Origin of the sequence: Sediminibacillus sp. JSM 1682029 (assembly GCF_041366435.1) — a bacterium.
GTDB lineage: Bacteria > Bacillota > Bacilli > Bacillales > Amphibacillaceae > Sediminibacillus > Sediminibacillus terrae.
Genome location: NZ_JBEWYY010000002.1, coordinates 127,662 through 153,243, shown reverse-complemented (window position 1 = coordinate 153,243; position 25,582 = coordinate 127,662). Strand labels below are relative to the sequence as shown.

27 protein-coding genes, 1 tRNA gene and 2 riboswitches are annotated in these 25,582 nt (G+C 42.6%); of the genes, 14 read left to right on the top strand and 14 right to left on the bottom strand.

All coding sequences use genetic code 11. From position 1 onward, the window contains the following. Positions 1-45 precede the first annotated feature (45 nt). The 3 genes from ABVF09_RS04640 (at position 46) to ABVF09_RS04630 (ending at position 3,409) form a co-directional block, all read left to right on the top strand. Entirely contained in the window at positions 46-246 is a 201-nt protein-coding gene (locus tag ABVF09_RS04640) for a YqgQ family protein (RefSeq protein ID WP_026771169.1), read from the top strand. Between the two features lie 12 nt (positions 247-258). Next, positions 259-1,224: an ROK family glucokinase gene (locus ABVF09_RS04635; RefSeq protein ID WP_026569953.1), complete on the top strand. Its 966-nt coding sequence runs from the start codon at positions 259-261 to the stop codon at positions 1,222-1,224. 259 nt (positions 1,225-1,483) lie between these two features. Then, on the top strand, positions 1,484-3,409 hold the full coding sequence (locus tag ABVF09_RS04630; protein WP_026569954.1) for an LTA synthase family protein: 1,926 nt from the start codon (positions 1,484-1,486) through the stop codon (positions 3,407-3,409). An 801-nt stretch (positions 3,410-4,210) separates the two neighbouring features. On the opposite strand, the gene ABVF09_RS04625 is transcribed toward ABVF09_RS04630, so the two are convergent. After that, positions 4,211-4,381 (bottom strand): DUF2759 domain-containing protein, encoded by a 171-nt coding sequence (locus ABVF09_RS04625; RefSeq protein ID WP_074601104.1) that lies wholly within the window; start codon positions 4,379-4,381, stop codon positions 4,211-4,213. Positions 4,382-4,537: 156 nt separating this feature from the next. Here ABVF09_RS04625 and ABVF09_RS04620 point away from each other — a divergent pair, with 156 nt between their 5' ends. Further along, a complete protein-coding gene (locus ABVF09_RS04620) occupies positions 4,538-5,158 on the top strand; it encodes an MBL fold metallo-hydrolase (protein WP_026771170.1) in 621 nt (206 codons plus the stop codon). Between the two features lie 69 nt (positions 5,159-5,227). Here ABVF09_RS04620 and ABVF09_RS04615 read toward each other — a convergent pair whose 3' ends face one another. The 9 genes from ABVF09_RS04615 to comGA form a co-directional block, all read right to left on the bottom strand. Beyond that, complete coding sequence (locus tag ABVF09_RS04615) at positions 5,228-5,470, bottom strand: DUF2626 domain-containing protein (protein ID WP_026569956.1); 243 nt, start codon at positions 5,468-5,470, stop codon at positions 5,228-5,230. A 114-nt stretch (positions 5,471-5,584) separates the two neighbouring features. Next, positions 5,585-5,656, bottom strand: a tRNA-Gln gene (locus tag ABVF09_RS04610). Positions 5,657-6,225: 569 nt separating this feature from the next. Then, positions 6,226-6,615: a hypothetical protein gene (locus tag ABVF09_RS04605; protein WP_371068699.1), complete on the bottom strand. Its 390-nt coding sequence runs from the start codon at positions 6,613-6,615 to the stop codon at positions 6,226-6,228. Continuing rightward, positions 6,590-7,036: a competence type IV pilus minor pilin ComGF gene (locus ABVF09_RS04600; RefSeq protein WP_081704500.1), complete on the bottom strand. Its 447-nt coding sequence runs from the start codon at positions 7,034-7,036 to the stop codon at positions 6,590-6,592. The genes ABVF09_RS04605 and ABVF09_RS04600 overlap by 26 nt, the downstream gene beginning before the upstream one ends. Then, a complete protein-coding gene (locus ABVF09_RS04595; RefSeq protein ID WP_026771171.1) occupies positions 6,981-7,331 on the bottom strand; it encodes a type II secretion system protein in 351 nt (116 codons plus the stop codon). Before ABVF09_RS04595 ends, ABVF09_RS04600 begins: the two co-directional genes overlap by 56 nt. Beyond that, complete coding sequence (comGD, locus tag ABVF09_RS04590) at positions 7,318-7,752, bottom strand: competence type IV pilus minor pilin ComGD (protein ID WP_153461542.1); 435 nt, start codon at positions 7,750-7,752, stop codon at positions 7,318-7,320. The genes ABVF09_RS04595 and comGD overlap by 14 nt, the downstream gene beginning before the upstream one ends. Beyond that, positions 7,749-8,054, bottom strand: coding sequence for a competence type IV pilus major pilin ComGC (gene comGC / locus ABVF09_RS04585; RefSeq protein WP_026569961.1), 306 nt, complete (start codon positions 8,052-8,054; stop codon positions 7,749-7,751). Before comGC ends, comGD begins: the two co-directional genes overlap by 4 nt. Positions 8,055-8,068: 14 nt before the next feature. After that, positions 8,069-9,133 (bottom strand): competence type IV pilus assembly protein ComGB, encoded by a 1,065-nt coding sequence (gene comGB, locus ABVF09_RS04580; protein ID WP_051390402.1) that lies wholly within the window; start codon positions 9,131-9,133, stop codon positions 8,069-8,071. Continuing rightward, positions 9,093-10,181 carry a competence type IV pilus ATPase ComGA gene (gene comGA, locus ABVF09_RS04575; protein ID WP_321172211.1) on the bottom strand — a complete coding sequence of 363 codons (1,089 nt, stop codon included), beginning with the start codon at positions 10,179-10,181 and terminating at the stop codon, positions 9,093-9,095. Before comGA ends, comGB begins: the two co-directional genes overlap by 41 nt. A 39-nt stretch (positions 10,182-10,220) precedes the next feature. On the opposite strand from comGA, the gene ABVF09_RS04570 reads away from it, so the two are divergent. After that, positions 10,221-10,736, top strand: a complete 516-nt coding sequence (locus ABVF09_RS04570) for a shikimate kinase (protein ID WP_153461540.1) — start codon at positions 10,221-10,223, stop codon at positions 10,734-10,736. A 21-nt stretch (positions 10,737-10,757) separates the two neighbouring features. After that, positions 10,758-10,937 (top strand): YqzE family protein, encoded by a 180-nt coding sequence (locus ABVF09_RS04565; protein ID WP_026569964.1) that lies wholly within the window; start codon positions 10,758-10,760, stop codon positions 10,935-10,937. A 273-nt stretch (positions 10,938-11,210) separates the two neighbouring features. On the opposite strand, the gene ABVF09_RS04560 is transcribed toward ABVF09_RS04565, so the two are convergent. Beyond that, positions 11,211-12,023, bottom strand: coding sequence for a YqhG family protein (locus ABVF09_RS04560; protein ID WP_153461538.1), 813 nt, complete (start codon positions 12,021-12,023; stop codon positions 11,211-11,213). Next, on the bottom strand, positions 12,001-13,674 hold the full coding sequence (locus tag ABVF09_RS04555) for a DEAD/DEAH box helicase (protein WP_026569966.1): 1,674 nt from the start codon (positions 13,672-13,674) through the stop codon (positions 12,001-12,003). Before ABVF09_RS04555 ends, ABVF09_RS04560 begins: the two co-directional genes overlap by 23 nt. 160 nt (positions 13,675-13,834) lie before the next feature. Continuing rightward, a riboswitch (glycine riboswitch) is annotated at positions 13,835-13,925 on the top strand. Between the two features lie 3 nt (positions 13,926-13,928). Further along, positions 13,929-14,009, top strand: a riboswitch (glycine riboswitch). A gap of 118 nt (positions 14,010-14,127) precedes the next feature. On the opposite strand from ABVF09_RS04555, the gene gcvT reads away from it, so the two are divergent. From gcvT to gcvPB, 3 genes are read left to right on the top strand one after another with little or no spacing between them, the layout of a single operon-like run. Then, complete coding sequence (gcvT, locus tag ABVF09_RS04550; RefSeq protein WP_026569967.1) at positions 14,128-15,231, top strand: glycine cleavage system aminomethyltransferase GcvT; 1,104 nt, start codon at positions 14,128-14,130, stop codon at positions 15,229-15,231. A gap of 24 nt (positions 15,232-15,255) precedes the next feature. After that, entirely contained in the window at positions 15,256-16,602 is a 1,347-nt protein-coding gene (gene gcvPA / locus ABVF09_RS04545; protein ID WP_026771174.1) for an aminomethyl-transferring glycine dehydrogenase subunit GcvPA, read from the top strand. Continuing rightward, positions 16,595-18,058, top strand: coding sequence for an aminomethyl-transferring glycine dehydrogenase subunit GcvPB (gcvPB, locus tag ABVF09_RS04540; protein WP_026771175.1), 1,464 nt, complete (start codon positions 16,595-16,597; stop codon positions 18,056-18,058). Before gcvPA ends, gcvPB begins: the two co-directional genes overlap by 8 nt. A 260-nt stretch (positions 18,059-18,318) precedes the next feature. Here the strand turns inward: gcvPB and ABVF09_RS04535 are convergent, their stop codons facing one another. Beyond that, positions 18,319-18,711 carry a rhodanese-like domain-containing protein gene (locus ABVF09_RS04535; RefSeq protein WP_371068698.1) on the bottom strand — a complete coding sequence of 131 codons (393 nt, stop codon included), beginning with the start codon at positions 18,709-18,711 and terminating at the stop codon, positions 18,319-18,321. Positions 18,712-19,165: 454 nt separating this feature from the next. Here ABVF09_RS04535 and ABVF09_RS04530 point away from each other — a divergent pair, with 454 nt between their 5' ends. From ABVF09_RS04530 to fosB, 3 genes are all read left to right on the top strand, one after another. Next, entirely contained in the window at positions 19,166-21,733 is a 2,568-nt protein-coding gene (locus ABVF09_RS04530; RefSeq protein ID WP_026771176.1) for a vitamin B12-dependent ribonucleotide reductase, read from the top strand. A 161-nt stretch (positions 21,734-21,894) separates the two neighbouring features. Further along, positions 21,895-22,317, top strand: a complete 423-nt coding sequence (mntR, locus tag ABVF09_RS04525) for a transcriptional regulator MntR (protein WP_026771177.1) — start codon at positions 21,895-21,897, stop codon at positions 22,315-22,317. Between the two features lie 813 nt (positions 22,318-23,130). Continuing rightward, positions 23,131-23,553, top strand: a complete 423-nt coding sequence (gene fosB, locus ABVF09_RS04520; RefSeq protein ID WP_026569972.1) for a metallothiol transferase FosB — start codon at positions 23,131-23,133, stop codon at positions 23,551-23,553. A gap of 132 nt (positions 23,554-23,685) precedes the next feature. Here fosB and ABVF09_RS04515 read toward each other — a convergent pair whose 3' ends face one another. Beyond that, the gene (locus tag ABVF09_RS04515) at positions 23,686-24,072 is read right to left on the bottom strand and encodes an SA1362 family protein (protein WP_026569973.1); all 387 of its coding nucleotides are present in this window, start codon (positions 24,070-24,072) and stop codon (positions 23,686-23,688) included. Positions 24,073-24,561: 489 nt separating this feature from the next. Here ABVF09_RS04515 and ABVF09_RS04510 point away from each other — a divergent pair, with 489 nt between their 5' ends. Both ABVF09_RS04510 and aroQ read left to right on the top strand, forming a co-directional pair. Next, positions 24,562-25,080: a YqhR family membrane protein gene (locus tag ABVF09_RS04510; protein WP_026569974.1), complete on the top strand. Its 519-nt coding sequence runs from the start codon at positions 24,562-24,564 to the stop codon at positions 25,078-25,080. 59 nt (positions 25,081-25,139) lie between these two features. Beyond that, positions 25,140-25,580, top strand: coding sequence for a type II 3-dehydroquinate dehydratase (aroQ, locus tag ABVF09_RS04505; RefSeq protein ID WP_026569975.1), 441 nt, complete (start codon positions 25,140-25,142; stop codon positions 25,578-25,580). Positions 25,581-25,582: the final 2 nt, after the last annotated feature.

Genomic DNA, 25,582 nt, shown 5'->3' with positions numbered 1-25,582 from the left:
CCCAATCGTTTAAAAGATTGGTATAATGTTTTTTGGTGATTTAATATGAAAACGATTTATGATATACAACAATATTTAAAAAGATTTGGCACTTTCATTTACTTGGGGGATAGAATCGCAGACCTCGATATGATGGAAGATGAAGTAAGGGAATTATACAAAGCGCAGTGTATGGAAACAAGGGATTTTCAAATGGCAATCCTTTTGTTGAAACAGGAGAAACAGAAGCTGAGGGAACAACAATGAGGGGGAATCGGAATGGCAGAAAAATACGCTGTCGGCGTCGATATCGGCGGGACTACTGTAAAACTGGCCATTATTAAAGAAAGCGGCGACATTGTGGAAAAGTGGGAGATTGAGACCAACCTTGAAAACAATGGTTCATCCATACCGGAAGATATATGGTCTTCCGTTGCCAAAACAATAAAGGCGATTGGCTTGCGCTCATCTGATTTGATTGGAATCGGAGCTGGTGCTCCTGGATTTGTCGACACAGATACCGGGGTTGTAGCTGTGGCTGTCAATATCGGGTGGAAAAACTTTGCATTGGCCGAAAATCTTGGCCAGTTATCAGGTTTGCCGGTGGTCGTCGATAATGACGCCAATATTGCTGCACTGGGAGAAAATTGGCTTGGGGCAGGAAACCAGGCAGAAAATTTGATAGCAGTCACAATCGGGACAGGCGTCGGCGGTGGGATAATCGCAAACGGACAGGTGATAAATGGAGTAAATGGAACAGCGGGGGAAATCGGCCATATTACAGTTGAAACAGACGGTGCCCCTTGCAATTGCGGTCGTAATGGATGTTTGGAAACTGTTGCTTCTGCAACCGGCATTGCCAGGCAGGCTGAGCAATATATTAAATCGAACCAGGAAACATCTCTGCTAACGGCATATAAAGAGAACGGAAGAGTTACCGCCAAGGATGTATTCGAGCAAGCAAAGAACGGAGACAAAATTTCTGAAGTGATCCTGGAACGGGTAACGGATGTTTTGGGCCTGGCAATTGCTAATGCGGCCACGGTGGTAAATCCATCCAAAATCGTGATTGGAGGAGGGGTATCCAAAGCGGGGGACCAGCTCCTCGTCCCGCTCCGGAAAGCTTTTGACAAATTTGCATTGCCCCGGATCAGCGGCGCTGCTGAATTTGTAACGGCTAAATTGGGCAATGATGCGGGGGTAATCGGCGCAGCCTATTTAGTCAAACAGGAAATGAGGGCATAAACGATTTAATCAATACAAAAAAATAAGCCTTAAGAGGGTTTATTTTTTTGCCAATGTCTATTAAAATATAGAAATATTAAAAAGACGTAATTTTTTTCTTAAAAAAATGAAACCTTCTTTTAGGAGGACACGTCTTATTATTAGTGTTTATTTATTATGGATGGTGGAATATAAGTTAATAATGTAAACCGGATGTAAATTGATCATGATATGCTATCAAACTATGAAAATAGAGTTTTGTTGTTAGGAGGAAGAAAGCATGTACAAGAAATTGTTTAATATACCGTTGTATATTATTGCAACAGTGCTGTTTGGTTTAAAAACGTACATTGTTTATCGATTTATTTTTGAGATATCGCTTGATAATTGGATGCAGGAATTCATCCTGTTTGTGAACCCTTTTGCTTCTGCATTTTTGGTATTCACGTTGAGTGTTTGGTTTAAAGAAAGAAGACAGATGAAATTCTTGCGCTATGCTGCGCTGATCGGGACACTGATCATTTATTTCAACTTGATCTTTTACCGGAATTTCACCGACTTTATCACCATCCCTGTTCTATTCCAGGGAAGCAATGCAGCTGACTTGGGTTCGAGTATTATGTCGCTTGTCCATATACCGGACTTGTTACTGTTTCTCGATGTTGCCATCATCTGGGTACTGAGCAGAAAGTATCCGTCCGTAATATCGGCAGGATACCATAAGCGAGGAAAAACTCTTGCTCTCAGTGTTTCTCTTTTATTCTTGCTTTTCAACTACACACTTGCCGAAATTGAACGTCCGCAGCTGCTGCAGCGTACATTCGACCGGGAATACCTGGTGAAAAACATCGGATTGTTCAACTATCACATCTATGATGCAGTATTACAATCCAAAACGAAGGCCCAGCGGGTTTTCGCAGATGGAAATGAAATGCCTGAAATAACAGAGTATGTTGATGAACATGTTCAAAACAAAGAGAAATCAGATATGTTCGGAGCAGCCAAAGGTAAAAATGTCATTTTTATCTCACTGGAGTCAGTGCAGAACTTCGTCATCAATAACAAAGTGAATGGTGAAGAAATCACACCGTTCCTAAATGATTTAATTGATGAAAGTTATTACTTTGAAAACTTCTACCACCAAACCGAGCAGGGTAAAACATCTGACTCCGAATTTTTGATTGAAAACTCCTTATATCCTTTGTCGAGGGGGGCAGTTTTCTTTACACACGGTCAGAATGAGTACCATGCATCGCCGGAAATCTTAGGGGAAAATGGATATTTCACATCTGTATTCCACGCAAATAATAAGAGTTTCTGGAATCGGGATGTCATGTATGACAGCCTTGGCTATGATAAGTTTTTCGATGTGGAATCTTACGAAGTGACAGAAGATAACTCGATTGGTTGGGGGTTAAAAGATAAACCATTCTTTGAACAATCGATGAAATACCTACAATCACAACAGCAGCCTTTTTACTCCAAATTCATTACGCTAACCAACCACTATCCGTTTGATTTGGAAGAGGAAGATGCTTCGATTGATAAGTATGATTCGAATTCGAAGACATTGAACCAATATTTTCCGACTGTACGTTATACGGATGAAGCTGTAGAGCAATTCTTCAAGGATTTGAAAGAATCCGGCCTATATGAAGATTCGGTTATCGTATTGATGGGTGACCACTATGGTATTAGTGAATTCCATAACAAAGCCATGGGTCAGTACCTTGGCAGAGAAGTAACACCGTATGAACACATTCAATTACAGCGTGTACCATTCTTTATTCACATTCCTGGAGAAGAGGGCGGCGTCATCTCGGAGGTTGCTGGTCAAATCGATGTGAAGCCGACAATTTTAAGCCTGTTGGGAATTGAAAGCGACGACGATATTACCTTCGGAACGGATTTGTTTGCCAAAGATCGTAAAGAGTTTATCGCCCTTCGTAATGGAGATTACATCAGTGATGACTACATCTATACAAAGGGACAGTGCTATGATCGTAAAACCGGAGAACTGCTTGAATCCGATCCAACTGGTTTGGAACAACAAAAAGATGATCAAAGCGAAGGCTTATGTGAGCCTGTTAAAGAAAAAGTAGACAAGGAACTATCTTATTCCGATAAGATAATTTACGGAGACTTGCTCCGATTCTATGATTTCAATGACGAAGAAGACGATCAAGATGAGCAAGTAGAAGAATAAGAAAAAGAGTCCGGCACAAAAGCGTCGTGACTAAATTAAAACCCGAACGATTCCTAGATTCGTTCGGGTTTTCTTTTTTTTATGGCCATGATTTTGCCCCGCCACTTTTCAAATAAAGATAAAAGTAAGGACTCAATGCTGAATGTGTTGGCGTCTCCTGTCGTGATCCAGATTCGAACAGGGCAAAAAATACACTCAGCCCTCTCTCTTTGTTACCCTAAAGTTGATGACACCAAAGAAAAAGAGAGGGATATGAGTTGAAACGTCATATAAGCAGGCAGTCCATAAGGTACTGGGAGATCCATTAATCATTGCCGACCGATTTCAATTCATGCTGCAAATTTATTGGGTTTGGATGAAATTCGTCGAGAAGTTAAACAAGAGGTTAAAGAGGTTGAAGAAGCGAAGCAGAGGAAGCCTGGGGAAATTCGGGCGACCGAGACCCTTCAGCGGGCTTGGTGAGAGCAGCCTATAGCGTTCGTTCGCGGAAAACGAGCTTATGTCCTCTGCGACTTGATGACATTATCACTATTTTGATAGAAGGAGCCTTTCGATAAAGAGTTAGTGGCTTGAAAAACAACACCACCACATTTGACAGAAAACCGTTTAGATTTCAGTGATGTCTAGCTGGTATTGAAACAGGATGTGGCTGTTTTAGCCTACATTCCTTTAGACAGGCGGTTACGCTTTTCTTTAACTGCAAATCTTGGAAAAGGGCATAGGAAAGAGTATGAGTAGGACATGAAAAAATCCCTTGACCAAAAGGACAAGGGATTTCATACTGACTTATTCAAGCTGGGATTATACGTTTTGAAACAATTCTGCCCAAATAGTCATAATGGAAAACCAGCCGAACACTAAGGTGGATAATCCGGCAAATAGAACAGCAAACATATTTTTAGCTTTCAATTCACGTAATACAGCAACAGCACATAAAATAGCTACAATCAATAACAGGATTGCCAATACCACTATCGATAACCTCCTTGAATTCCCGAAAAGAAAGTTTCAGGAACAATCAATATTAATATGTAGTAGATATGATCTCCTCATACATTCTAAAACAAATTAAATGATTTGTCGAGATATACAAAGACGATTTATACTGTTTTTAGAAGGAGTGGTGACATGAAGATAGAGAAAATTCCCCTTGGACCGTTAGGCACTAATTGCTACCTTGTCATGAAAGGACAGGAAGCAATGATTATAGATCCGGGAGGAGACGCTGATAAACTGAATGCGTATTTAAAAGAGGCAGATTTAAAACCTATTGCTATATTGCTGACCCATGCCCACTTTGACCATATCGGTGCAGTGGAAGAATTGCGGGATATGTACCAGATTCCTGTGTATGTACATAAGGCAGAGTCAGACTGGCTGTCAAATCCTAATCTGAATGGCTCTGCATTATTCCGGATGGAACCGATATCTGCCGCGCCTGCTGACAGTTTTATAAGTAGCGGTGAAATGTCGGTTGGTTCCTTCGTATTCAACATACTGGAAACCCCTGGTCATTCACCAGGTGGGGTGGCTTTCGTTTTTTCTGAGGAAAAATGGGTAGTCTCAGGTGATTCCTTGTTTCAAAGAGGAATTGGGAGAACTGATTTACCCGGCGGGGATTTTGAAGTGTTAGTGGAAACGATTAAAAGTAAATTGTTCAGCTTGCCTGATGATTATACAGTTTATCCAGGACACGGTCCAGAAACCTCGATCGGTGACGAAAAACTGCATAACCAATTTGTCGGCTGAACATAAGGCAGGAATCAGGAAAAAAAGAAAAGCTCTGGCCTTTTTGAAAAGGTCCAGAGCTTCCTGTTTTTAGTGCCCAAATCCGGGAACGAGTATGAAGTTCGTATAATAGGTAAAACCAATAAAGAACAGGGTGCAATAGCCACCGAATAAGTACATGTACATGCGTTCTGAAAGCTTCAAATAGCTTACAGCAATAAAGAAAACTGTTTGAGCAAGGAATAACACAGCAAGGCTTTCCATATCACCTATATAAAACATGACTGTGAAAATACCTGTCCAAAAAGAAAGAACGCGATACATTCTATCCATACTTTTCCCCTCCTTTTCAAGGTTATGTATCATGATTATTATAAACGAGTATGATAAGATTGTAAATCAATCTTATCGTTTCTGGGAGAGAAGGGAAATCCACCAAAAAACAAACTGGGCTAGCTGGATTCGAACCAGCGAATCACGGGATCAAAACCCGCTGCCTTACCGCTTGGCTATAGCCCAATGATTGTACAGTGATAGGATGGATATTTGGAGAGTAAAATATACGTCTTTTCTCCAAAAAATTTGAACACAATGCCACCATTCAGCCTGTTATTCTATATGAATAAACGAAACCAGTAATTCCAGTTTTTTCTTATGCATTTTTCACTTTTGTCGGTGAGGTGTATGCTCCTTGATTTATGATATCCACTGCATCATAAACAGCTTCCCATTTCTAACTCGCGGAGACAATCAGCTTCCTCTTCTTGTACTTGCGTGAAGCTTGCCGATGAAAAAAATCCCCCTTAAACAATTTGGCTGTCGAACCTGGAAAGGAACAGAAAGAAATAGCTGCAGGATCGAAAAGGGTTTCGAGTGTCAGAAGTGTAGCAGGAACTACATTTTATTGTGGTTGATCAAATAAAATATTTGTTCTTAAACAGCAAAAAATGAAACGGTTGTCCCTAAGTCTCCGACCATTTGCGGGACAACCCTCACTACAAAAAAGAAATAATGAATCGGACCGCCTCCATCTCGGTAGAGAAAGGAGAATACTCGAATGGGGGAGATGAAAGTGAAAATCATATGGACTATGGCAGGTCTGTTCTGAAGTTAACCAATTTGTTGACGATGGTGCCTTTGTTTGTTTCCAAGGTGAATCTCGCTTTAAGGATTCCATCTTCTATCTGTTCGCACCGAATAGTGGCAGTGCCATATGGATAGGTGTAAGTCCGGGAACGGGGACAGTCTTTATCCAAAACAGACTGTTCAGTACGTAGTTGTTCTTTTCCCATTTGCAGCAGTGTATCCAACTTGAGTTGTTCATAATACTGATATGTTCCTAACTGCTGATTGTTGACTAGGGCGACAGCACTGATCAATGCCGTGATGATGACAACTGAGACAAAGGCAATATACGGGAAGATAAAGCCATTGTGGTTAAATTTTTCGTGTTTAAGGATAACGAATCTTTTTTTCATATTGATCTCCTCCCGCCATCACTATCGTTATGCTTAAGCCGGATTGTAACTGCTTTAAAGAAAAATCGGATATATCCCTCAGCAGTATTTCATGTCCTTCACCAGACACTTGTCTTCTTAATACCCCTCCATATTGGCTTACCGAAATAACTGATCCCTCTTCAGATTCAAAAAATAGATTGTTTCCTTTTACTCGAACCCCCACAGATTGTTCTGACTGATCAGCGAGAAATTGAAAGGTTAGTCTTACGGCTTGTTCCTGATAGTGGTTTCCCATATCAATCGATTGATAAAATATGCCGACACAGGGCAGTACCATTAATAAGATGGCTAACCCGAATAGGAGCGAAACAAACGTGAATCCCTTATTGTTTTGCGGGAAAGGCGTAAAGACAAACTTCATGTTCCTTTTGTTTTGCATCGTTCCATTCCGCACATCCTTTCGTCAACTCGGTTTCCTTGGTGAATGTATACATAACCTCAACACCCATTTTGCTCTCCTGATGATTATGGTTTTCCGGATTTTCTTGATGTTCTCCATAAGCAATTTCAATTAAATCGTCATGAAGTTGCGACAGCACTTGACGTTTTATCAATAATTGCTGGTCTTCCAGCTTGATGTAAAGGAAGCTTGGCAGGAGGGAAACGGAGACCATGAGAAAAACAGAGAAAACTGCCAATGCCTCGATTGTGGTGAATCCTCTACAATTCCTCATAGTAGTGTCTCCCTTTACCGAGCGGAAAGACCACTTTGTATCGACTTCTACCTGTGTGAATGATCATGGTCCCCGGACGTTTAATTGTTCCTTTGGAATTAAAGGAAAGCGGCATTTTAAGGGTTCGTAATTCGATTCGCCAGTTTTCCGGTATTTTTCTAGTCAGGATAACTTCCCCTGTACCGCCTGTGCGTATCGTGTATTCATGATGCTCTGCATCGATGTAAAGTGCACACTTTTCGGATGACAGCATTGCAGACTGCTGTAGGTAAATAAGATCGCTGTCGAACAACTGAAAGAAATCATTTATTTTTTGTTTTTCTAACATATGGACGGGGAGCGCGATACCCACGGCTGTTAGTGCAACCATACTGCCTAATACAATCATCACTTCGATGAAAGTAAAGCCTCCTGTTTTCATGGTGAGACTATCTCAACCTCCCCCGTCGGAGTAAGTTGGATTTTCTTCGATCCATTGGCACATGAATCTGTTTTTATATAATTTTCATCTAGCAGTTGAGAAATAGAGTCAGGTTCGTTGCCGTGATCCAATACGTAAGCCTGTATTTGGCTGGAAGTCATTTCTGCTAATGCGGTGCAGCCTTTTGACTGGACCTCTTCATTTTTGTCGGCGAGATTAGGCAAAATCAGTATCAAAAGAATGGAAATAATCGTCAAAACGATCAACATTTCAATTAAGGTAAAACCTTTCTCGTTTTTCATCACAATCTCCTTTGTCAGATTGAATTGATCAATTGGAACATTGGCATCATAATCGATAAATAGACAAAGATTATCAACCCTGCAAGAAGACAAAATGTAATTGGCTGGATCCAGGAAAGCAGCTTTTTCCATTTTTCCTCTAGACTTTCAGTTAAAAATTCGGCGTAAATCAGTAAATCGTGCTCCAATTCTTTGACATTGTTATTTTTAAGGAAAATGCTGGTTAGCTCCTTTTCAAAAAGGGGGAGACTTGGAAGAATCGTGGTGATATTGATTCCTCGATTAAGGTTCTCTGTTATGATCATCGCATAATGGGCAAGGATTGGATGGTGATTCTGCTCTTGCATAACGATCAGGGCATCTTTCATAGGCACAGTACTTTTCAAAAGGGCGCCTAAATGTATGGCAAACAAAAAAGTGGTTTTCATCCGTTGAAAGCCGAACACTACAGGGATCCTTTGAAGTATCTTTAGGTGCCGATCAATTGGTATCCGGCTCCTTAATGATAGCCAGACAGGGCCAAATAGGATGACGGCGGCAGCCATGAATGCAGAGAGCGTGAACAAAAAGTCGACGAAGAAAATAGAATAGGTGGTGACTGCCGGTGTATCCCCTGAAACAGAGAGGACCATTTGGGTAAAAGCGGGATAAACAGCAGTCTTGATGAAGTATAATAACACGGTGAAAAAAACAATCAGAATAAAAGGGTAGCGTGAAGTTTTTTGGAATTGGGCGTATTGGGAAAGCTGTTTCTCCATTGCCTGTGAACAATGGAAGAGCATGGATTCTAAATCGCCGTTTTTTCTGGCAAAATATAAATAGGAGATGATATTTTGATGGAAATGTGCTTTCTCGAAAGCCTTGTCGATTCTTTCCCCATCTGCCAAAGAACTAGAAATGGAACGGGAGGCTTTCTTTAACTTTGGGTCCCATTCAAGCATAAGAAGGGACTCCATCAAAGAATATCCACCTTCTATCAGTCTGGTGAGACGTTGCAGCAAGACAAGCTGGTCTTTGGTGGATAGTTTCATCCCGTGCTTAAAAACCAGTGTTGAAAATTGTCTGATCAGCATAGCCATATGCGTATGCTTTCCTCCTTAATCGGGCAAATGTAGGGAAAGCCGAGGAACGATAGGGATTGTTGCCGTTTATCGCCTTGACGAGGAGAGCATTTTCCAGCAACTCCAGCACGGCAGTGCGTTTAATATCGGAACCGGGCAGTCGTGTCGGCAATAATTGAAGAGCACAGACACCTAGCAATACTTGGTGAAGATCAGTCTCGCTGATTTCCATATCAATCAGGCGTTTGATCGTGCCATAGGCATTTTTGGCATGAAGCGTGGATAAGACGAGATGCCCTGTAAGAGCAGCCTGGACGGCAATCTGTGCCGTCCCCTTATCACGGATTTCGCCTATCATGACAATGTCTGGATCATGTCGGAGCGCCGCTTTTAACCCTGTTTGAAAAGTTAAGCCGGCTTTTTCATTCACCTGAACTTGAATAGCTTTGCATAATTCCTTTTCAATCGGATCTTCGAGTGTGATCACCTGGGGGGATAACTTATCGAGCAAGGATTGTAGCAAGGCATAAAGCGTAGTGGTCTTCCCGCTACCCGTGGGTCCTGTAAGCAGTATGATTCCGGATCTGGCTGAAACCAACCTGTAAAGCTTTGTTAACTGCCAAGGGAACAACAACAGCCGTTCGAGAGGAGGGGTGTCAGTTTGGGGAAGGATGCGGACGGCCAAACTTTCCGAATGTTTTACGGGGAGTGTGGACAATCGAAGGGAATAGGTCGATCCGTTTTCCGTTTTAAAAGGGATGGTACCGTTTTGCGGCTTACGTACTTCTCCTATATCCATACCTGAGGTAAACTTATAGTAACCGAGTATTTTTTTATAGTGTCTTACAGGTATCCTGCTGAAGAGGCTTCGTTCACCCCTGATTCGGAATGAAATTTCTGTTTCATCGGCAGATGGTAGGAAGTGGATGTCGGAGGCATGGGCTGAAATGGCTGCAGCAAGCAGTTTTTCGGAGAAGGTGACAGCGATTGTCACTTCTTTAATCACCTCACTTTCATTGGGGGATAAAGATTGATTCGACGAATCTTGTTTAATTCCTGCAATCAAATAAAAATATTCTACATAAAAATTAAAAGGGAGAGAATTATGAAAGCAATTTATCTTATTGGCTTTATGGGAAGCGGTAAATCAAGTGTATTACGATTACTGGCTGAGAAAATGGCTGTACCGGGACTGGATACAGATCAACAGATTGAGCAAACGACCCAGCGGACGATTCCCGAAATTTTTCAGAGCCAGGGGGAAATGGCCTTCCGCGAAAAGGAAACCGATACTTTGATGAAAATGCCTAAGACAGATGCAGTGGTAGCAACGGGAGGTGGTATTGTAGAGTCCGACGTAAACAGGAAGTGGATGAAAGAAAATGTTATCGTCGTTTACCTGCACACTACGTTAGATGAAATAGAGCGAAGATTAGGAAACGATCGGTCCCGTCCGCTCTGGAAAAAGCATGGTAAAGCCGCACTATATGAGAATAGATTGGGAAAATACCGCCAGACGGCAGACATATTGATCGAAACGGATGGAAAGAGTCCAGAACAGGTGGCAGAAGAAATACATCAGCTTATAAGAAAAGGAAAAACGGACATGCTAGACCTATAAGAAATTATCGAGGTGAATGAAGTGTCCGGAAACGATTACGTTAAGTTCATGACACAGGAAATCGTGAAATACATGGATACACCACACGACCAGAGGAAAAAGCAAAAACGCCTTAGCAAAAGAGAGCACAACGAAGTTTCTGATCATTGGCTGGGTTTACTTCCGTTTGCTTTTCGTCTACTCATGAAAAAGAAAAAGTAACAGACTGTTTATGGACTGTCTGTTACTTTTTTTAATTGGCATCAGCATTACTGAAGACGGGCGTGTGAAAAACATAGTGCTCCCTGCGATTAGCGGCTAAGGATTAGTTTTGTTCTTGTCGCCGAGCAGGTCCCCCTCTTCTGGATAAGATATAGTCCCGTTCCAAGTAGAAAGGCAACGTCAGGACATTGTACGGCTAGTTTTCCTTTCGCGTCATCAGTAAAAAACACATTCGGTGACAGATGTTTATCTTAAAGTTGTAAGACCTTTTGTTTAACTGCCCGAACTGACGACGTTCGAACTACCTTGGGTAAGATAAAAAAGGCCGCCATTGATTATGTCGATGGAAATCCGAGGACGGAACCTGCTTTCGATTTCATTCAGTGCCTGCTGTAACTGATTCTGTTTTTCTTCTTCTGCCTGCTCTTCCTTATAGAAATGCTCGAGTAGTTTTCCTTCGGCATAAAGGTGATCCCATGATTCTTTCGCCCAGGTGTAATCCTTCGTCCGAAGGTAATCCTGTACATAACGAATCAATCGTTGATAGGCACTTTTGTTGTGTATCAACGGAGATATGGTATAACAGTAATCAGGTATTGCCGGCTGCAGGTTTAATAGGGATAGTTTCTCCATCATCGGGCTGACCAACGTTCCGTTGATCAATTGCAGACCATAAGACAGCAATTCATCCTTTTTGTGCTTCCCTTGATAACTTACTTTGATATTCAACACTAGCCACGGAATTAGCGGCTGTCGCTGTATAGAAACAATTTGTTCATATTGTCTGGTTATTTTTCCTTGCCTTGTCAACGTACGGAAAATTTGATGCAATCTTGGACTGCCGAAATGTACCCATTCACCCTGTTCGTTTTGTCTGTCTGGATTTGTTATAAAAGTGATTTTCATCGGCTGCCCTTTTTGGCCGATTTGCTTGATGTAATGCCAATAAAACGGCCGATTCATAATCAGTTCATCCATTTCATCAGTCAATTGAATGGTCACTTTTCCATTGTCGTTTTCCAACAACTCGCATTGATTGGCAAGAAAGTAGTCGGTAAGAAATTCATGAAGATTCTCGATTGCCATTCCAATCCTCCTGTTCTTGTAATTGGTCTTGTCGCAAGGAAATGACGGAAGATAGATTATCCAGTTTGATTTTGGCCTCTCCTTCTGTTTCAGATTCCCTGAAGATGGTCTGGATTTCCTGTTCGACATCTTTTATGTCCAATTCGGCAAGAATGTCATCAAGATTGCCTACCACACGTTCAAACAAATGGATTTTTTCATACAATAAGTTCAGCACATGTTCTTCCATTGTGTTGCGAATCGCAAAGTTGTATATGTGGACATCCTGTTGTTGGCCGAATCGGTGTATTCTACCGATTCGCTGTTCTAATCGCATGGGATTCCAAGGTAAATCATAATTTATCATGTTATTGCAAAATTGAAGATTGATTCCTTCACCGCCGGCTTCAGTGGCAATCAAAACCTGTGCATGGTTTTGAAAAAGCTGCTTCATCCAATCCTTTTTGCCGCGTTTAAAGCCGCCCCGATAGGGAACAGAAGTGATACCATGCTGTTGCAGGTACCATTGCAAGTACAATTGGCTTGCTCTGTATTCCGTGAAGATGATGTACTTTTCCTCCGTGTCTCCGATGAGTTCAACCACCTTAGCGGCTTTCGCATGATGCGGCAGCTCTTCTATCACTTTCAGAAATTCTTGATAGGCCTCCCTGTTGGAAATTGCTTTTTCCTGCTGCAGCATTTTTTTCATGGACAAATAACAAGCTTCCCGGGAAGAACACAGTTCTCTTGTTAATGTAATAGAAGAAAAAGTGTCTGCTTCCCTGGTAATCGATGTTAACTGATTGTAAGCTTTTTGCTCAGCTTCGCTGAAAGTTATCCATATCGTCTTCACTTTCCTATCCGTCCAGTCCACCTTTGTATCTTGCCTGCGGTTTCGTACCATCACTTTTTGAATCAGCTGTTTAAGATGATCATCGTTGAATAAATTGTTACGATCTTTTCCGTAAGTGGCGGTAAAGTCTTCATAATTTCCGAGATGTCCAGGTTTCAAAATCGAGACAAGATTGAAAATGTCACTGAGTTTGTTTTGTACAGGCGTTGCAGTAAGAAGCAGGCAGTATTTCTTTTTCAAAGCACGAACGAACTCATAGTTCTTGGTTTTGTGGTTTTTGAGTTTGTGAGCTTCGTCTATTAAGATGAAATCGTATTCCTGTTCCAGTATTATATCGCGGTGGGGTTGTCGTTTTGCTGTATCAATCGAGCTGACAATGATGCTGTTTTGGTCCCATACCGGCCGTTTGCCTTGGGAGACGGCCGGTATGTAGAATTTTTGGCTCAGTTCGAGTACCCATTGGTTTACAAGGGAAGCGGGAACAAGAATCAGCGCTTTTTTAACCAATCCCCTGATCATGTATTCTTTTAAGATCAATCCGGCTTCTATCGTTTTTCCCAAACCGACCTCATCCGCCAGCAATCCCCTTCCGTTCATTTCCTCGATAATCTGTCTGGCGCAGTCGAGCTGGTGCGGTAAAAATTCCATATGCGGCAAATGTTTAGGAGCAGTCAACCCGGTGAATTCAGGCGTCAGTGTCGTTTGGGCTGCATGATAGGACATTTGAAAAAGTTTCCACGAAGAGAACGGTCCGTCCTGTTGGATAGCAGATTCCAATTCTTCTATAAAAGCATTGTCATTGTTAAGCTGAATGTTCATCCAGTTTCCCCCTTAAAAAATATTAAAAATTCTTTCCATACCGGCTAATTGCTATGGTATAATGATGCTGAATTTAAAAAAGTGTAAACATTATGACAGAATCACCCTGGTTGCGACATCATCCTTATTATGTCCGAACACGGTTAATTTAATATAGCGAATGAATATAAGAGGAGAGACTATCTGTGATGATAGCGCCGAAGGAGCAAACATAATGTGAATCTCTCAGGCAAAAAGACTCTTATAGGACGCAGCTCTGGAGAGTGTTTACGCATGTAAACCACCTAAGAAGCAAGCCAATCGGATTGGCGAAACTTTCTGGTGAAAGGACAGAGATTTTCCTGATTGGGAGAATCTCTGTCCTTTTATGTTTGATTTCTGCAATGGTGAATGGCTGCAGACAATTGTATTCCGTTTTAATCCTGAATGATTACTTAAGAAGGAGTTGAGAGAATGACAGAATTAAACAGAACCCCTTTATTTGCTGAATATGAGAAAAGTGGAGCCAAAACCGTAAATTTCGGTGGTTGGGAAATGCCGGTCCAATTTTCCGGGATCAAGAAGGAACACGAGGCTACAAGAATGGCGGCTGGCCTCTTCGATGTTTCTCACATGGGTGAGATTCTTATAGAAGGCCAGAATGCAGAACGTTGTTTGCAAAAGCTTTTAACGAATGATGTAGCGAAGCTTACCCCAAAACGGGCTCAGTACACCATGATGTGTTATCCAGATGGGGGTACGGTTGATGATTTGATTGTTTATCAACTCGCCGAGAAACGTTATCTGCTTGTGGTGAATGCGGCCAACAGGGAAAAAGATTATCAGTGGATTCAGGAAAATAAAATCGAGGGGGTTTCTATAAAGGATATATCAGATCAGTATGTTCAATTGGCTATCCAGGGACCAAAAGCTGAATCCATCCTACAAAAAATGACGGAAATCGATCTCTCCGCGATCCGCTTTTTCCGTTTTGAATCGGATGTCCCGTTTAACGATGTAGAAGGAACAGCTATCGTCGCACGTACCGGATATACAGGGGAAGACGGATTTGAAATATACATAGAACCCGGCGCTGGCATACAACTTTGGAGAAAACTGCTGGAAGAAGGTTCGCCAGATGGCCTCCAGCCGGTCGGACTCGGGGCACGGGATACGCTCCGTTTTGAAGCGAACCTTGCACTCTATGGTCAGGAACTTTCTTCGGAAATAACCCCGATAGAAGCCGGTCTCGGTTTTGCGGTCAAGACCGAGAAAGAGGCTGATTTCATCGGTAAAGATGTACTGAAAAAGCAAAAAGAGGACGGACCGCCCCGAAAATTAGTAGGCCTGGAGATGATCGACAAAGGAATTCCCCGTACCGGCTATGCTGTATTTGCAGGGGAAGAGGAAATCGGCTTTATCACTACTGGTACCCAGTCACCGACTTTAAAGAAAAATATCGGCCTTGCTTTAATCAGGGCGAGTCATGCAACGCAGGGAGAAGAGGTTTATGTGCAGGTGCGTAAACGGCTGTTGAAGGCCAAAGTAGTTCCTACGCCATTTTATAAAAAATCTTAAACACATCGCTAAGGGGGAGATAAAATGGAGTTTCGCTATTTACCGATGACTGATGAAGATAAGCAGGAAATGCTGCGTACGATCGGTGTCGAATCAACGGATACATTGTTTTCCGATATACCTGAACAAGTGCGTTTTCAAGGGGAACTGGATATAAAGGAACCTACCAATGAACCAGCACTCCTGAAGGAGCTGGCTGATTTATCAAGACGAAATGTCAACTTAAAGTCACATGCTTCCTTTCTAGGTGCAGGGGTTTATGATCACTACATCCCGTCTATCGTCGATCACGTCATCTCACGATCGGAGTTTTATACAGCATATACCCCTTACCAACCGGAAATCTCACAAGGAGAATTGCAAGCCATTTTTGAATTTCAGACGATGATTTGTGAATTGACAGGAATGGAAGTGGCGAACTCATCCATGTATGATGGACCGACCGCTTTGGCTGAAGCAGGAACTCTCAGTGCATCGCAGACGAAGCGGAAAAAAATCCTTGTGGCAAATACAGTACATCCAGAGTCCAGGCAAGTGTTAGCTTCTTATGCAAAAGGGCCAGGACTCGATATAGTAGAAATAGGACATAAGGATGGAACGGTGGATTTAGAAGCTTTGGAGGCAGAAATTGACGAAAACACGGCGGGAGTCATTGTTCAGTATCCAAATTTCTTCGGACAAATCGAGCCGCTTGCCGAACTGCAGAGGTTGTTAGAAGACGAGAAAGCGATGTTCATTGTTTCCAGCAACCCATTGGCATTGGGATATTTGACCCCGCCTGCGGCATTTGGGGCAGATATCGTAGTAGGAGATACGCAAGTTTTCGGAATTCCGGCTCAATTCGGCGGTCCGCATTGTGGTTACTTCGCGACAACAAAGAAACTGATGCGGAAAGTACCGGGGAGGCTGGTCGGTCAAACTACCGATGAAGACGGCCGACGGGGGTTTGTACTCACTCTGCAAGCAAGAGAACAGCATATCCGCAGAGACAAGGCGACTTCCAACATATGCTCGAATCAGGCTTTGAATGCACTTGCTTCATCTGTAGCAATGAGTTCTTTGGGAAAGCAGGGCATCAAGAAGATGGCGTGGCTTAATATGCAAAAGGCCAGGTACTTACATCAACAGCTTAAAGAACAAGGGATAGAGAGCGTTCTTACCGGACCGTTCTTCAATGAACTGGTTGTCGATATACACATGCCTGTATCGAAGATGAATGAACGCCTGCTTAACAAAGGCTTTATAGGTGGGTATGATTTGGCGAAGACGTATCCTGAATTTCCTACTCATATGCTGATAGCAGTTACAGAGAATCGAAGTAAAGAGGAAATGGATGCCTTCGCAAAAGAAATGGGGGATATTCATGGATAAACAAGACTTTCCTTTGATTTTTGAACACAGCAAGGCGGGAAGAACAAGCTACAGCCTGCCAGAACTGGAAATCGAGGAGTTCGACTTGAAAGAGGAATTCGATCCGGTTTACATTCGCGAGGAAGCACCAGATCTTCCAGAAGTAAGCGAACTGCAGATTATCCGTCATTATACAGCTTTATCGAAAAGGAATCATGGAGTGGATTCAGGATTTTATCCATTAGGTTCCTGCACGATGAAGTATAATCCGAAAATGAACGAGGATGTAGCCCGCATGGAAGGGTTCAGCCATATACATCCGTATCAGGATCCCAAGTCGGTACAGGGTGCTTTGAAAGTGATGTACGATTTACAATCGTCACTCGCAGCCATCACCGGTATGCACGAGGTGACATTGCAGCCAGCTGCTGGCGCGCAGGGAGAATGGACGGGGTTGATGATGATCCGTGCTTATCATGAAGCAAATGGCGAACTGAACCGTACCAAAGTTATTGTACCCGATTCCGCCCACGGCACCAATCCTGCATCTGCCACGGTCGCCGGTTTTGAAGCGGTAACCGTGAAGTCCAACGAACATGGAACGGTGGATTTGGAAGATTTAAAACGTGTAGTCGGTGAGGATACGGCTGCGTTGATGCTGACCAACCCGAATACGCTTGGTTTATTTGAAGAAAACATTGTGGAAATGGCGGAAATCGTACACCAGGCTGGCGGGAAGCTTTATTATGACGGCGCCAACCTTAATGCAGTTATGGGGTATGCCCGCCCTGGAGACATGGGATTCGATGTCGTCCATTTAAATCTTCATAAAACTTTCACTGGACCCCATGGAGGTGGGGGACCAGGTTCAGGGCCGGTAGGAGTGAGTGAGGAATTGGCACGGTTTCTACCTAAGCCGATTCTGTCAGAAGCGAATGGGGAATACTATTTTGAAGAGGACAGACCAGATTCTATCGGCAGGGTAAAGCCTTTTTATGGTAATTTCGGCATTAATTTGCGGGCTTATACGTATATCCGGACAATGGGAGCGGAAGGATTGAAAAAGGTAAGCGAGCATGCCGTTTTAAATGCAAATTACATGATGAGGCGCCTGCAGGAAGAGTATGAACTTCCTTATACCCAACATTGCAAGCATGAGTTTGTGCTGTCGGGAAAACGGCAGAAGAAACTGGGAGTACGGACGCTTGATATTGCCAAACGGTTGTTGGATTTCGGTTACCATCCCCCGACCATTTACTTTCCGCTGAATGTGGAAGAAGCGTTGATGGTAGAACCAACTGAAACGGAGTCCAAAGAAACACTGGATGGATTCATTGATACCATGATCCAAATCTCCAATGAAGCGAAGAATGACCCTGAACTTGTCCAAGAGGCACCCTATCATACGGTTGTGAAGCGAATGGATGAGACGACGGCGGCCAGAAAACCCGTTCTCCGTTACAATAGACCACAATAAAAAGAAAGCGGCTATCCGAAATAAGGATAGCCGCTTTCTTTTCATTGTCTAGCTCCAGTGCCAACCCCCTGAGGTCTTAAGGCAATCCTCTGTGTGGCAAAGAAGCGCCACTCCGAGTTTCGCCTTAAGCTTGTCGGAGGCCCAAACGATGTGGGTCATGCAGGCGCTGCCACAGGACGTGGCGGTTTTAGCCTGTACTCTCTTTAAACAGCCGCTTGCGCTTTTGTCCTTATATCTTCGATCTCGAAGTGTCTTTCCTTTTAGTACTGGGTAGATTTTGATTTTTTGATTTTGCCGTTCCATTTTTTGAAACCGCCCTGAAGCTGATACAATTCGTTGTACCCCTTCTTGTTTAAAAGAATGGCAGCTCTTGCGGTCCTTGTACCATTTTGACAATACATATAGATTGGCTGGTCTTTCCTTAATTCGATCAAACGGTTCCGCAGCTGTGAAAGCGGGATATTCCTTGCCCCCAGGATGTGTCCCCCGTCGAATTCTTTCGGTTCTCTCACATCGATTAATTGGGCTTTCCGGTAGCCCTGACGGAATTCTTCTTCCGACAAGGTTTTCAGTATTTTTCTTTGTTTAAAATATCTATATATACCGAACCCTACGATCACAATTAGTAAAATTAGCAGAAATTCAATCCCCATCATCTGTTCCCCCATTTTTCTTTAGCGTCAACCTATATTATAGGCATGTTCTTCATATTTTTCAAAGGATAATTGCGTAACGCCGTGTACGGCTGAACAGGGTAACGTTGAAAGTTGTCACAATAAAAATTTTTTCTTGTTTCCCTTCCTTTGTAAGCTTTCTATTTGGCGGTATTACGGGCTTCTGTTTCTTTCAACAAAATAAGCTAAAAAACGCAACTAATAAAAAAGGCGGTTTTTCAAAAAAATTGACCATTTTTCTTTTTTTATCTTTTATTTCCGTTTATAATTGCGGTTTCTCATCTTTGACAAACTTCGTTTGTTTCGTTCCATTTAACAATATATAGTATGTGTCAAAAAAACCGAACACAATATATTGTTTTATTTCTCGGTTATGTGGTAAATTGAATATTATACTTAAATGTTTTAAAGGGAAGAAGGAGTGATGCCATATATGAAAACCATCACAGAAGTAAACATGCAGATTAATGTCGAGCAATTAAACGAGGATATCGCTTTATTTGAGCAGGTACATCCAATAACCCCGGATATGAAAATCACCCATGAAGGTGTATCGCGTTTAGTAATGCTGGATAGGTACGCTTTCAAGGATACGGAGAAGGCAACGTTGAAGTCAGGCGATTTTGTCGTTTTGACCGTAAAGGCGGACCCTAAGTTTCCGGCGAGGGGATATGGTTTTGTCAAATCTATCGATTGGCAGTCAAAACGTGCCGAAATCCAGGTGGATAAGGACTTTGTGTCTGTGCTGGACGATCAGGAAGAAGCAAACACAGGCGTTGTCAGTAGATCATTGGATGTGATTGATAAACCACTCGAAATCTATTATGAACAAATTGCGAAGCGGAATGCTACAGGTCTGTCGAAGGTGGAAACAACAGAAGAAAAGCAACAGGAAGCCTTTGACCGCTTTTATCATGAATTATCCAATATGCATTTCATCCCTGCCGGACGCGTTTTATATGGAGCTGGGGCAGAAACAGATGTGACTTACTTCAATTGTTATGTCATGCCATTTATACAAGACTCTCGTGAAGGGATTTCTGATCACCGTAAGCAAGTAATGGAAATTATGAGCAGGGGTGGAGGTGTAGGCACCAACGGTTCTACATTGCGTCCACGTAACACTCTTGCACGTGGTGTCAATGGTAAATCTTCCGGTTCAGTTTCCTGGCTGGATGATATTGCGAAGTTGACCCATTTGGTGGAGCAAGGCGGTTCCCGCAGGGGAGCACAAATGATCATGCTGGCAGATTGGCATCCGGATATCATCGAGTTTATCATTTCAAAAATGCAAAATCCGAGAATTCTCCGATTTTTGATAGAAAACACAGAGGATGAGCAAATTAGAAAGCTGGCACAGGAAAAGCTGAAATTCACTCCGCTGTCACCAATTGAAATCGATCTGTATCAAGGCATTGTAAACTATAAAAACATGCCGGGATTGGGAGGCTTTACGGAAGCTGCTATCAAAGAAGCAGAAGAAAAGCTGAACACTGGAGGTACATACAGTGTTCATAATCCGGAATTCCTGACGGGGGCAAATATATCCGTATGCTTGACAAAAGAGTTTATGGAAGCAGTCGAAAAGGATATGGATTATGAACTGAGATTTCCGAATGTGGAAAGTTATTCACCGGAAGAGATGCGGGCCTATAACGAGAATTGGCATGAAACCGGCGATGTACGCCGATGGGAAGAACAAGGGTACGGTGTCCGGGTTTATCGCCGGATGAAAGCGAAGGAATTGTGGAACTTGATTAATATCTGTGCCACATATTCTGCAGAACCTGGCATTTTCTTTATCGATAACGCAAATGATATGACAAATGCAAAGGCTTATGGACAGCAGGTAGTTGCCACCAACCCTTGTGGAGAACAGCCGCTTGCACCGTATTCTGTATGTAACCTGGCTGCGGTAAATCTTGCATCCGTGGCCGATAAAGAAAATAAGAAGGTAGACTTTGAAAAACTTAAGAGCATTGTCAGAACTGGCGTAAGAATGCAGGATAATGTGATTGATGCCACACCATACTTCTTGGAAGAAAACAAAAAGCAGGCATTAGGTGAACGGCGTGTCGGTCTGGGAGTAATGGGACTGCACGATCTTTTGATTTATGCTGAAACGGAATACGGTTCGGCTGAGGGTAATCAACTTGTCGATGAAATTTTTGAAACGATCGCGACCACAGCTTATCGTACATCAATTGAATTGGCGAAGGAGAAAGGAAGCTTCCCGTTCTTGATCGGAGATACAGAACAAGAGACCAGGGAGCTGCGTGAAAGGTTTACCAAAACCGGTTATGTGAAGAAACTGCCGGAGGATATCCGTCAAGGCATCTTAGAGCACGGCATCCGTAACTCGCACCTTCTCACGGTGGCACCTACAGGAAGTACCGGGACCATGGTCGGTGTTTCTACCGGTCTGGAGCCATACTTCTCATTCTCCTACTTCCGCAGCGGCCGTTTAGGAAAGTTTATTGAAGTGAAAGCTGATATTGTCCAGGAGTATTTGGACAAGCATCCAGGAGAAGATGCCGACAACCTGCCGAATTGGTTTGTTACCGCTATGGAATTGGCACCGGAAGCGCACGCAGATACTCAATGCGTGATTCAGAAATGGGTTGACAGTTCTATTTCCAAAACTGTCAATGCACCGAAAGGTTACTCGGTTGAACAAGTGGAAAGTGTTTACCGTCGCCTTTATAACGGGGGAGCCAAAGGTGGAACTGTCTATGTTGATGGCAGCCGAGACACCCAGGTGCTTTCCTTGAAAGCGGAAGATAACAGCTTTGATGAGGAAGCAGCACACCAGGATGAAGCAGCTGACAACAAACCTCATGTCGTTTTGATGGATACCATTCATGAATTGGAAAAAACGAATGTGACGATTGGTTCAGAAGTCGGTGATACATGTCCTGTTTGCCGTAAAGGTACGGTGGAAGATATAGGTGGCTGTAACACGTGTACAAATTGCAACGCACAGCTGAAATGTGGTTTATAAACAAGCAAGGGGCGGCATCTGCCGCCCCTTCTCTTGTTGACGATGACCGTCATACTAGAAAATCAATACCCTGCGGTTATCAGCTTGTCTGCATGTACAAACTATTGTATGCTTTTACATAGAGGGAATAATTGGATTGAAGAAGCGAATGGAGGATTATAATGCCAACACCAAGCATGGAAGACTATATTGAGCAAATTTATCTGTTGATTGAATCGAAAGGATATGCACGCGTGTCTGATATAGCAGAAGCATTGCATGTTCATCCATCCTCCGTCACGAAAATGGTTCAAAAACTGGATAAAGATGAATATTTGAATTATGAAAAATACCGAGGACTGATACTGACTGCAAAAGGAAAAAAAGTTGGTAAGCGTTTAGTATATCGACATGAGTTATTGGAGCAATTTTTAGAATTGATCGGCGTAAACAAAGAAAATATTTATGAAGACGTAGAGGGAATCGAGCATCACTTAAGCTGGAATTCGATCGATCGTATCGGTGACCTGGTGCAATATTTTGAAGAAGATGATGCGAGAGTGAAGGAATTGGAAGCCATTCATCAAAAAGCGGAAAATCAATAAAGAACGCTAAAAAAGAAGTATTACATCTTTGGTATAATACTTCTTTTTAATATAAGCTTTTACGGATTTGGAACGCCTTAGCTTGTTATATCATAATAAATAGAAACTACTCCCTAACTGTATAGGGAACTTCCTTACCTATTCAAAAAGAGTGTGACCCCCCGCTTCGGTAGCATACTTCGCTTTCCGCGGGCACGGCTTCAGCTAACTTGGTAAAGAAAACCGCTTTACCAAGTGGATCTTCAGCTCGCGCTGTTCCCGCAGGAGTCTGCGTATGCTACCTACGCTAAGAAGCATGCTGATTATCGCAAGCGTAGAAACTTTTCCTTGATGCCCAACAACCATCTTAAAAACGTTTGTCAGGAAATAGGTACTTCTTTTTCATAAAAGACAGTTGGAGTTCCCGTCTTTTCTCCTGTTCTTGGACTTTCTGTTTGTTTTCCTAGCTTTGTCTTTTGATGGGACATTTCTTTAGTACCAAGCGAATCAAGAAACAATGTCTCGTACACGCGTTTCTATACAGGAAGCTGTCCCTAGCGGAGGAATACCCGGAGACTCCAGCGGGAGGAAAGGCCTCGGTGAGATCCCACAGAGCGTCAGCTCGAGGAAGCTCACCAGCCGCCCGCGGAAAGCGCAGGGTATTTCCGCAGCGCCGAACTACCGCTCAATAAAAGCAAGGAGTCAGGAAGACGCATTCAAACCATGTCGCAGTTTATATCTTTTGGCCCTCGTCTCCTAGGGAACAAAACCTGGCGGCAATGGTAGGGGATAGCGTTTATCGATAGTATCTTTACAAGAAAGAAGGTTGAATTGATGAAACTGCAAGGAATCAATCATTTACTATTTTCAGTAGCAGACTTGGAGAAATCGATTGATTTTTATCAGAGGGTGTTCGGGGCCAAACTGCTCGTAAAGGGGAGGAATACTGCTTATTTCGATTTGAATGGGCTATGGATTGCCCTCAATGTTGAAAAAGAAATTCCAAGGGGGGAAATTCATCAGTCTTATACTCATATCGCTTTTTCCATTGGAGAATCCGAATTCGAAGAAGCATGCAAAAACTTGGAAATGCTCGATGTACACATATTGGAAGGCAGGAGTCGGGATGACAGGGACAAGTCCTCCGTTTATTTTACAGATCCGGATGGACACAAATTTGAGTTTCATACCGGAACCCTAAAGGATCGTCTGGAATATTATCGACAGGCTAAGCCGCATATGGAATTTTTTGATTAGCATAATTCCAGTGGTACTATCTCCACACAGGAATGCGAGGTTTTCCAGGGAAAGCCTTTATAGAAGATTTGATTTGGGCAGCGAGAAGCATATCCAGTCATTATCGAAAGGATCTCAATTAAAAAATCGAGCTTACAGAGAAGCTCGATTTTTGCGTTTGTGTTTATTTCCGTCGATCACCCGTAAATGGGTGGCGCGGGCCCGATTGTTTTTCTTCTGTTTCAGGAGTGGGGCATTCTTTTTAGCAGCCTGTGAAAATGTTTTTTTGCTGCCAGCATCTTCCCCTTTGTACTTCATCTTTGATTGTTTTACTGCCTTCTTATACTTTTTCAATTCATTCGATGTACGTTTGCGGATGAAAAAATAGTAAACGACCCCGTATAATGCAGCGCCGACCACCACCATCATGACCAAATTCATTAATAATCCGCTTGTATTAGTTAAAAGCTGAGCAGCAAAACCAAATATAGCAAGGCCGATCAGTAAATAAATAAAAAGGGACATCTTACTGCGAGTCATCTAATCAAGTCCTCCTTTCACCAGGGAAATAACCTTATTCGAATTCTCTTACTATCCTGTATACCACTACTGGAATATCTTTTAGCATCTTAATTGGAATTTTCCAAAGAAAAAGATTGGAACAACAAGGGTGGATGAATCAGGAAGCAGATTATCGAAATATAAGTACGAGAGCAGACTTCATTAATAACCTTTCCCGAAAAGTTGGATTTTACACCGGATACGGGCATTTTCTATCCAAAAGGTTGGGAAACGCTTGTTATCACTCATGAATAAATTCTTCCCCGACAAATCATAATTATTCATCAAAGCACATTATTTTCTGAAAGAATTCTCGATCCTTATCACGATGTGCAGGAATGATTCCTATCTTTATTTTACTAAAAAAAGATTCAGATAACTAGCGCATTTTTTTAGAGGCTTAGAATAATTACGTGGATGAAAAGGAAGGTTATTGGTCACTCTTATAAAAGAAGGTGGTGTTATCCCATGGATAAAGATAATGAAAAATTAGAGCAAAATAAACAAGAGAAAGCAGTGTCCTTTTTCCGTAAAGCCTTGTTCACTGGATTTTTCGGAGGTGTGTTCTGGAGTTTCATTGGATTTGTCGCCTCATTCTTCAATTTCACTTCTTATTCACCGGCAACTTTCATTCTCAGGTCCTGGTTGACTACAGCGTGGACCGATGGTTGGCTCGGTGAGTTGATTTCGATCTTTGTAATTGGACTGCTGTCGATGGGGACTGCCGCTATTTTTTATTTTTTTATGAAAACGGTAGAAGGAATCTGGCCCAGTGCGATTTTCGGTATCGCTTTATGGTTTCTGGTTTTCTATCTGTTGCATCCGATTTTTCCTACGGTCCCCCAAATGACAAGGCTGGACAGCGATACGGTGGTGACAACCATTTGTCTGTTTTTATTATATGGCACCTTTATCGGTTATTCGATATCCTATAATTATCAAGATGCGCAAAGAGCCGGAGGAAAAAATTATTCAAAGGATAGTTAATTATGATAAACTGGAAGGTGTTGTATCAGTATAGATGGTAAAGGGATGGGAAAGCTGCAATGAAACGATTATTACTGTTGAATGGTCCGAACTTGAACAGGCTTGGCAAACGGGAACCGTCGATTTATGGTTCGACGACCTTGGACGATGTGCATGCGGAGATAGAAGAGTTAACCGCGGCCTATGGTTGGGAATTGGACACTTTCCAGTCGAACCATGAAGGGGAGTTAATCGATTGTTTGCAAGATGCCGAGGATAAATACCAGGGGGTCGTTTTTAACCCAGGGGCGTATACGCACACTAGCATCGCCATCCGGGATGCAATCAGCGGTTTGGATGTCCCGGTCATCGAAGTCCATATTTCCAACATACATCAAAGGGAAGCTTTCCGTCATCATTCCATGCTTGCACCAGTATGCTATGGTCAAGTTGTTGGGCTGGGGACGACAGGATATCGTTTGGCAGCTTTAGCATTTCTGGAAGAAAACAAGAAAGGATGAAG